General features: G+C 71.6%; 8 protein-coding genes. 3 read left to right on the top strand and 5 right to left on the bottom strand.

What is annotated here, in order from left to right; translation table 11 throughout:
• Positions 1-77 precede the first annotated feature (77 nt).
• The 4 genes from AB0M47_RS24205 to AB0M47_RS24190 are packed head-to-tail and all read right to left on the bottom strand — an operon-like array spanning position 78 to position 3,856.
• The gene (locus tag AB0M47_RS24205) at positions 78-875 is read right to left on the bottom strand and encodes a carbon-nitrogen hydrolase family protein (protein ID WP_363417817.1); all 798 of its coding nucleotides are present in this window, start codon (positions 873-875) and stop codon (positions 78-80) included.
• A gap of 3 nt (positions 876-878) precedes the next feature.
• Positions 879-2,093, bottom strand: a complete 1,215-nt coding sequence (locus tag AB0M47_RS24200; RefSeq protein WP_363417814.1) for a pyridoxal phosphate-dependent aminotransferase — start codon at positions 2,091-2,093, stop codon at positions 879-881.
• Positions 2,094-2,124: 31 nt separating this feature from the next.
• Positions 2,125-2,601 carry a GNAT family N-acetyltransferase gene (locus AB0M47_RS24195; RefSeq protein ID WP_363417811.1) on the bottom strand — a complete coding sequence of 159 codons (477 nt, stop codon included), beginning with the start codon at positions 2,599-2,601 and terminating at the stop codon, positions 2,125-2,127.
• A 10-nt stretch (positions 2,602-2,611) separates the two neighbouring features.
• Entirely contained in the window at positions 2,612-3,856 is a 1,245-nt protein-coding gene (locus AB0M47_RS24190) for a hypothetical protein (protein WP_363417809.1), read from the bottom strand.
• Between the two features lie 61 nt (positions 3,857-3,917).
• On the opposite strand from AB0M47_RS24190, the gene AB0M47_RS24185 reads away from it, so the two are divergent.
• The 3 genes from AB0M47_RS24185 to AB0M47_RS24175 all read left to right on the top strand — a co-directional run bounded on the left by AB0M47_RS24185 (position 3,918) and on the right by AB0M47_RS24175 (position 7,345).
• Positions 3,918-4,631, top strand: coding sequence for a lysophospholipid acyltransferase family protein (locus AB0M47_RS24185; RefSeq protein WP_363417806.1), 714 nt, complete (start codon positions 3,918-3,920; stop codon positions 4,629-4,631).
• A 120-nt stretch (positions 4,632-4,751) separates the two neighbouring features.
• Positions 4,752-5,687 (top strand): acyl-ACP desaturase, encoded by a 936-nt coding sequence (locus AB0M47_RS24180; protein ID WP_363417803.1) that lies wholly within the window; start codon positions 4,752-4,754, stop codon positions 5,685-5,687.
• Positions 5,684-7,345 carry an FAD-binding dehydrogenase gene (locus AB0M47_RS24175; protein ID WP_363417800.1) on the top strand — a complete coding sequence of 554 codons (1,662 nt, stop codon included), beginning with the start codon at positions 5,684-5,686 and terminating at the stop codon, positions 7,343-7,345. The genes AB0M47_RS24180 and AB0M47_RS24175 overlap by 4 nt, the downstream gene beginning before the upstream one ends.
• On the opposite strand, the gene AB0M47_RS24170 is transcribed toward AB0M47_RS24175, so the two are convergent.
• Entirely contained in the window at positions 7,346-7,849 is a 504-nt protein-coding gene (locus AB0M47_RS24170; RefSeq protein WP_363417823.1) for a PaaI family thioesterase, read from the bottom strand. It lies immediately after the preceding gene.
• Between the last annotated feature and the right edge of the window lie 11 nt (positions 7,850-7,860).

The raw sequence follows: 7,860 nt of genomic DNA, 5'->3' as shown, positions 1-7,860 counted from the left end.
GGAGCGGCGGGCAGCGGCGGCGGAGCGGCGGGCAGCGGCGGCGGAGCGGCGGGCGGCGGCGGTGGAGCGGCGGCGGGTCAGAGGCGGCGGTTGGCGAGGCTCGGCAGTTCCTGCCGGATCGCGGCCAGCCGGTCGAGGTCGAGGTCGGCGAAGGTCACCCCGACGACGTCGGGCGCCTGGGCGACCACGGTTCCCCACGGGTCCACCACCATGCTGCGCCCGTAGCAGGTGCGCCCGGGATCGTGGTCGCCGATCTGCCCGGCGGCCACGACGTAGCACTGGTTCTCGATGGCGCGTGCCCGCAGCAGCACTTCCCAGTGGTCGCGGCCGGTGTGCGCCATGAACGCCGCCGGGACCAGCAGCACCTGAGCTTCGCCGTCGGCGGCCAGCCGCCGGTACAGCTCGGGGAAGCGCAGGTCGTAGCAGATGGACAGGCCGACGCGTACGCCCTCGACCGGGACGACGACCGTCTGGCCGCCGGCCGCCACCGCTGCTGATTCCTGATAGGACACTCGACCGGGGATCTCCACGTCGTAGAGGTGGATCTTCCGGTACGCCGCCGCGAGCGCGCCGGACCGGTCGAAGAGTAGCGACGTGTTGTACGTGTGCTCGGGGTCCGGGCCGGTCTCGTGGAACGATCCGGCCAGCACCCACAGGTTGAGGCGCTGCGCGAGATCGGCGAAGTGCTGGGCGTACTCCCCGTCGACGGGTTCCGGCTGCGGCAGTCCGGCGGCCGGGCCGAGGTAGTCGGTGTACTCCGGCAGCACGGCCAGGTCGGCGCCACCGGCGGCGGCGCGCTCCAGCAGTTCGGCGGCGAACTTGAGGTTGGCCGCACGGTCGGCCCGAGCGTTGAGCTGGCAGACGGCTACTCGCATCGGTCATTTCCCTTCCGAAGGGCGGATCGTCTCCGAAGGCCGGAACGTCTCCGAAGGCCGGAACGTCGACAGGCGCGAGACGGCGTCGGACAAGACCTCCGGCCGTTTGCAGAAAGCGAATCGCACGAGGCCCTGCCCGCTCGCCGGATCGTCGTAGAACACTTGCGTCGGGATCGCCACCACACCGCCCCGCTCCGCGAGGTCACGGCAGAGCGCGGCGCCGTCGGCGTACCCCCACGAGGCGGCGTCGGCCTGCAGGAAGTAGGTCCCCTGCGCCGGGTAGGTGCGTACCCCGGCGGCGGTCAGCCCGGACCGCAGCAGGTCGCGGCGTTCCTGGAGGCTCTTGGTCAGCTCGGCGACCCAGTCCAGCTCGTGCGTCAGTGCGTGGGCCACCGCCGCCTGGAACGGGGTGCCGCTGGCGAAGGTCATGAACTGCTTCGCCTTGCGTACCGCGCCGACCAGCTCCGCCGGGCCGAGCGCCCAGCCGATCTTCCAACCGGTGCAGCTGAACGTCTTGCCCGCCGAGGAGATCGTCACGGTCCGCTCGCGCATGCCCGGCAGACCGGCCAGCGGCACATGCTCCAGTCCGTCGTACGTCAGGTACTCATACACCTCGTCGGTCACCGCGATCAGGTCGCGCTCCACGCAGACCTGCGCGATCAGCTCCAGCTCCGCGCGCGAGAACACCTTGCCCGTCGGGTTGTGCGGGCTGTTCAAGACGATCATCTTGGTACGCCCAGAGACCGCACGGCGTAGGTCATCGGGGTCGAAGGCGAAACCGTCATTTGTCGGGCGCAGCGGAACGGCCCGATGCGTCGCCCCGGCCATGGCCACATTGGCCAGATAGCTGTCGTAGTAGGGCTCGAAGAGCACGACTTCGTCGCCGGGTTCGCACAGCGCGAGCAGCGTCGCCGCGACGGCCTCGGTCGCACCGGCGGTCGTCACGACCTCGGTCGCCGGGTCGTACGCCAGCCCGTAGCGGGCGAACCGGGCCTGGACGATCGCCTCCTTCAACGCGGGCAGCCCGTCGACCGGCGGGTACTGGTTGAGCCCGCCCGCGATCGCCGCCTGGGCCGCGGCCAGCATCCCGGCCGGCCCGTCGGTGTCCGGGAACCCCTGCCCGAGGTTGACCGCGCCGGTCCGCTGGGCCAGCGCCGTCATCTCGGAGAAGATCGTCGTCCCGATGCCGCGCAGCGCCGTGCGTACTCCGAAGGTCATCGGCTCAGTATCGGGGCTATCCGTCGGGGAGTCACTTGGGCGAGCCGCTAGGAGTGCGGTCAGTGAGGCGCAGCAAGGGCAGCGCGCGTCCGGTCGCCGAGGAGATCCGTTCGCCGATCCGGACCGCGCCCATCCGCAGGTAGAACGCCTCCGCCTGGGGATCGGCCTCGATCAGCAGCGAGCCGAACCCTTCCTCGGCCGCAGCAGCCGTCGCGCGGTCGAGCAGGACGCGGCCGACGCCGTGGCCGATCGCCCACGGGTCGACGAACAGCAGGTCTACCTCGCCCTCGGGCGGCTCACCGGTCACCGACACCACCCCGGCGATCCTGCCGTCCAGCTCGGCGACCAGGGTCCGGTGCGCCTCGACCTGGTGCTCGTGCAGGGTCAGCGCCGGTCGGCAGAGGTCCAGGAAGGCCTGGTCATACCCCCAGTACGCCTTCGACCGCAGCACCAGCTCGCTCAGCTCGGCGGCTTCGCCGGGATGGCCGCGCCGTACGGAGATCGTCATGAGCGCAACGTTACTCGGGGAAGTCCGCGGGCAGCGTCCACAGGGCTCGCGGGAGGACCAGGTTCCCGGCTGTGAACACCAGACACAGCATCGGCTGGTCGCCGGACATGGTCAGCGCGATCTTCGGCTTGCGGGCCTGGTTGAGCCCCTTGAGCCCGAACAGCGTCACCGGGCGGTCCGTCCGGGACCGGTCCGCCTCCGCCTGCCACGCCTCGTACGCGTTCGCGAACCGCCACGGCGCGGAGTCGGCCAGCTGCTCGTAGAGGCGGTTGACCCAGCGTTCGGCGTACTCGGCTCGGAAGGTGCGCGTCGGCGTCCCGGCGAGCAGCCGGGTCACCTGCTCGTCGGCGGTCACGCCGGTCATCTGCAGGGCGCGCCGCAAATCGCCGGCACGGAGCGCCTCCACCACCGGGCGTACGCGCTCCGGCTGCGACACCTGCCAGCGATTCCGGCGGCTGGTGCGGGCGTACGACCGGTTCCACAGCCAGGGGGTGAGATCCCAGCGGTGCTCCTGGTTGCCGCCGATGAGTTCGTCGACCGAGACGGTGAGCCCGTCGCCCACCCGCCGGGCGGTCAACCACGGGCCTCGTCGGTGCGACGGGGTGCCGCCGACCGGGGTCAATGCGACGACCGCCGAGCGGTGGAACCGGCCGTCGTGGGCGCGGGGGAAGTTGGCGCACAAGGCGCGCGCGTCCAGCCGGGCGGCGATCGGCTCGGCCGCCTCCGGCAGTGCCATGAGGCGTACCGGTGGGGCTTGCCGAGTCTTGAGCCGATCCGCCTGGGCCCGTTCGCGGCGGCGGGCCGCCTTGGCGTGTGGGCCGGGCGGCGTGGTGTGGAAGAGCGCGGGCCGGCGCCACCAGAGGATCAGCGCGTCGGCGGCCGCGCGCTCGCCGTCGAGCAGTTCGAAGACGACCACCGGCCGCGGGGCGGGCCCGGCCCCGTCGTCCTCCTCGGTGATCTGGAGTTCGAAGACCAGGGTGCCGGGGGAGCCCAGGTCGTAGCCCTCGCGGGCGTCGCGGCCCCAGCGGCCGTTCCAGTCGTGGTACTGATCCGGCACCGGGCGCGCCCGGACGACCGTGAGGGCGGCGTCCCAGGTCCCGTCGGGCGCGGCGCAGGTCAGCGCCACCACCGACGCCTCACCCGGGCGCTCCAGGCGACCCATCCGCACCGGTACGCCCGCCTCCAGGCACAGGCGCGCCACCGGTGCCAGCAGGGCACGCCGCTGCGCCGCCTGGGCCTCGCTCTCCGTAGGCATGCCGGGCATTGTGCCGTGCCTTGCCCGAGAAAGCGACCGGGCGAGGGTTTAACCTGGCCGGATGCCGGAACTCGTCTATCCTCCCGTGATCGCGCTGGCTCGGACCATGTTCACCCTGCTGGACATGCGGGTGCGGGTCGAGGGCGGTGAACACGTCCCGCGTACTGGCGGCGCGGTGATCGCCTGCAACCACATCAGTTACCTGGATTTCATCTTCTGCGGCTTCGGCGCGCGCCCGTCGAAGCGGCTCGTCCGCTTCATGGCCAAGCAGGAGATCTTCGCCCACCCGGTCGGCGGTCCGCTCATGCGCGGCATGAAACACATCCCGGTCGACCGTGAGGCCGGCATCGGCTCCTACAAGGCGGCGCTGGCCGCGCTCAAGGCGGGTGAGGTCGTCGGGATCTTCCCGGAGGCGACGATCAGCCAGTCGTTCACGGTGAAGGAGATCAAGAACGGCGCGGTACGCCTGGCCGCCGCGGCCGAGGTGCCGCTCATCCCGATGGCGCTGTGGGGTACGCAGCGGCTGTGGACCAAGGGTCGGCCGCGCACCCTGACGAAGCGGAACCTGCCCATCAGCGTGCTCATCGGCGAGCCGATGAGGCCTGCGCGCCGGGACAAGTCCGACGAGGTCACCGCGGCGCTGCGGGCGCGCATGGCCGGGCTGCTCGACCGGGCGCAGACGGAGTACCCCGAGAAGCCCGAGGCCCCGGGCGACGACTGGTGGCTGCCCGCCCACCTGGGCGGCGGCGCCCCGCTGCCGGATGAGGTGGAGTGACGGACGAGGCCGAAGTGACGGACGAGATCGAGTAACGGGTGCCCTGACAGGGACCTCTCAGCGGGGCAGGCTACGGTGGCGTAACCTACGCAACCGTAGCCTGATTTGAGGGAGCCCCGCGTGACTGCATCGCCCGACACCCTGACCCTGCTGCGGGAGCTGGAGCCGACGGTCGAGACCAATCTCAACCGGCATCTGGCGACGGCCAAGGAGTGGTTCCCGCACGAGTACGTGCCGTGGAGCGAGGGCAGCGACTTCGACGGCGTCCTCGGCGGCCAGGCCTGGGACCCGGAGCAGTCCCGGCTGCCCGAGGTCGCGCGTACCTCGCTGATCGTGAACCTGCTGACCGAGGACAACCTGCCCAGCTATCACCACGAGATCGCGACGACGTTCGGCCGCGACGGCGCGTGGGGCACCTGGGTGCACCGGTGGACCGCCGAGGAGGGCCGCCACGGCATCGCCATCCGGGACTACCTCCTCGCCACCCGGGCGGTCGACCCGGTCGCCCTGGAGCGCGCCCGGATGCAGCACATGGCGGGCGGCTTCACCAACGGCCACGACGGCGTGCTGTCCTCGATCGCGTACGTCTCCTTCCAGGAACTCGCCACCCGTGTCGCGCACCGCAACACCGGCAAGGTCAGCGGCGACCCGATCTGCGACCAGCTGCTCGCCAAGGTCGCCGCGGACGAGAACCTGCACATGCTCTTCTACCGGAATCTGCTGACGGCCGCCTTCGAGCTGGCCCCGGACGAGGCCATGCGCGCGGTGTGCGACGTCGTAAAGGACTTCCAGATGCCCGGTCACACCATCGAGAACTTCGGCCGCAAGTCGGTCCAGATCGCCATGGCCGGCATCTACGACCTGCGGATCCACCACGACGAGGTGGTCACGCCGATCCTCCGGCAGCTGCGCGTCCTCGAGCGCGACGGCTTCTCCGGCGAGGGCGAGAAGGCCCGGGAGGAACTCGTCGAGTTCATGACCGGGCTGGACACGGCGGCGAGCCGGTTCGAGGCGAAGCGGGAGGCGGCCCTCGCCCGAGTAAAGTCCCGCGCGTGACCGACGCTGACGTGATCGTGGTCGGGGCCGGGCTCGCCGGCCTCGTCGCCACCGCCGAACTCGCCGCCGCGGGCCGCCGCGTGATCCTGCTCGACCAGGAGCCCGAGGCGTCGCTGGGCGGGCAGGCCTTCTGGTCGTTCGGCGGGCTGTTCCTGGTGAACTCACCCGAGCAGCGCCGGATGGGCATCCGCGACTCGGCTCAGCTCGCGTTGCAGGACTGGCTCGGCAGCGCCGGCTTCGACCGCGAAGAGGACCACTGGCCGCGCCGGTGGGCCGAGGCGTACGTGGACTTCGCGGCGGGGGAGAAGCGCTCCTGGCTGCACGCGCAAGGCGTACGGTGGTTCCCCGTCGTCGGCTGGGCCGAGCGCGGCGGCTATCTCGCCGACGGCCACGGCAACTCCGTGCCCCGGTTCCACGTCACCTGGGGCACCGGGCCGGGCGTCCTCGAACCCTTCCTCCGCCGCGTACGCGAGGCGCAGCGCCGGGGCCTGGTCCGTATCGGCTTCCGGCACCGCGTCGACGAGCTGACCAGCACCGGCGGCACGATCGACGGCGTACGCGGAAGCGTCCTCGCGCCGAGTGACGCCGCCCGGGGCGAGTCGAGCTCGCGGGAGGTCACCGGCGACTTCGCGTTCACCGCGCAGGCCGTGATCGTCACGTCGGGCGGCATCGGCGGCAACCACGACCTGGTCCGGCAGAACTGGCCGGCTCGCCTCGGTACGCCGCCCAAGCGCATGCTGTCCGGCGTACCGGCCCATGTGGACGGACGACTGCTGGGGATCGCCGAGGACGCCGGGGCGAACCTGATCAACCGCGATCGGATGTGGCACTACACCGAGGGCATCGCGAACTGGGCGCCGGTCTGGCCGCAGCACGGCATCCGCATCCTGCCCGGCCCGTCGTCGCTCTGGCTGGACGCGACCGGTCACCGGCTGCCGGTGCCGCTGTTCCCGGGCTTCGACACGCTCGGGACGCTGGAGCACATCATGCGGACCGGGCACGAGTACACCTGGTTCATCCTGACCCAGAAGATCATCGAGAAGGAGTTCGCCCTCTCCGGCTCGGAGCAGAACCCCGATCTGACCGGCAAGAGCGTCAAGCAGGTGCTGCAGCGGGTGCTCCCGGGCGCGCCCGGTCCGGTGGAGGCGTTCAAGAAGCACGGCGCGGACTTCGCCGTGGCCGGCAGGCTCCCGGCGCTGGTCGAGCAGATGAACAGGCTCGCGGCCGAGATCGGCGGCCCCGCGTTGGCGTACGCCGACATCGAGCGCCAGGTCGTCGCGCGCGACCGGGAGATCCTGAACCCGTTCGCGAAGGACTTGCAGGTCACCGCGATTCGCGGGGCTCGGGCGTACCGGGGCGACAAGCTCGTCCGGGTGGCCTCGCCGCACCGTCTCCTGGATCCGAAGGCGGGTCCGCTGATCGCCGTACGCCTCAACATCCTCACCCGCAAGACGCTGGGCGGGCTGGAGACGGACCTGTCCGGCCGGGTCCTCCAGGCCGGCGGCGAGCCCCTCCCCGGCCTGTACGCGGCCGGCGAGGCAGCCGGCTTCGGCGGCGGCGGCATGCACGGCTACCGGTCGCTGGAGGGGACGTTCCTCGGCGGCTGCCTGTTCTCCGGCCGGGTGGCCGGGCGCGCGGCAGCCGCCGCCGTCAGCTGATCAGCCGACCGGGAACAGCAGGCACGACGAGGTCGCGTGGGCGACCAGCCGGCCGGCCTCGTCGGTCAGCGTCGCCTGGGCCAGCGCCGTCCGCCGTCCCTGCGACAGGACCGTGCCCTCGCAGGTGACCAGCCCGGATTCGACCGTCACCGGGCGCAGGTACTTCACAGTCAGGTCCATGCTCGTGTAGCCGATCCCGGCGGGCAGCGTGGAGTGGACGGCGCAGCCGGCGCCGGTGTCGAGCAGCGTCGAGATCACGCCCCCGTGCACCGTGCCGAGCGGGTTGTAGTGGAACTCCTGGGCCTTCATGGTCACCACGACCCGCCCGAATTCGGCGGTGAAGTCCTGCATGTCCAGCAGGCGCATGATCGGCGGGGGTGGCAGCTCGCCGTTGACCATGAGCTGGAGCACCTCCAGCCCGGTCAGCCCGGCCGGAGCCTGGGCGTACACGCCGGGGTCGTCCCACTCGAAGGTGCGGGTGCGCTTCTGCTGGGTCTGCGTCACCGCCGACTCGA

The organism is Hamadaea sp. NPDC051192 (assembly GCF_040682475.1).
GTDB lineage: Bacteria > Actinomycetota > Actinomycetes > Mycobacteriales > Micromonosporaceae > Hamadaea > Hamadaea flava.
Note: the sequence above shows the minus strand (reverse complement) of the source record. Positions and strands in the feature narration are given on the sequence as shown.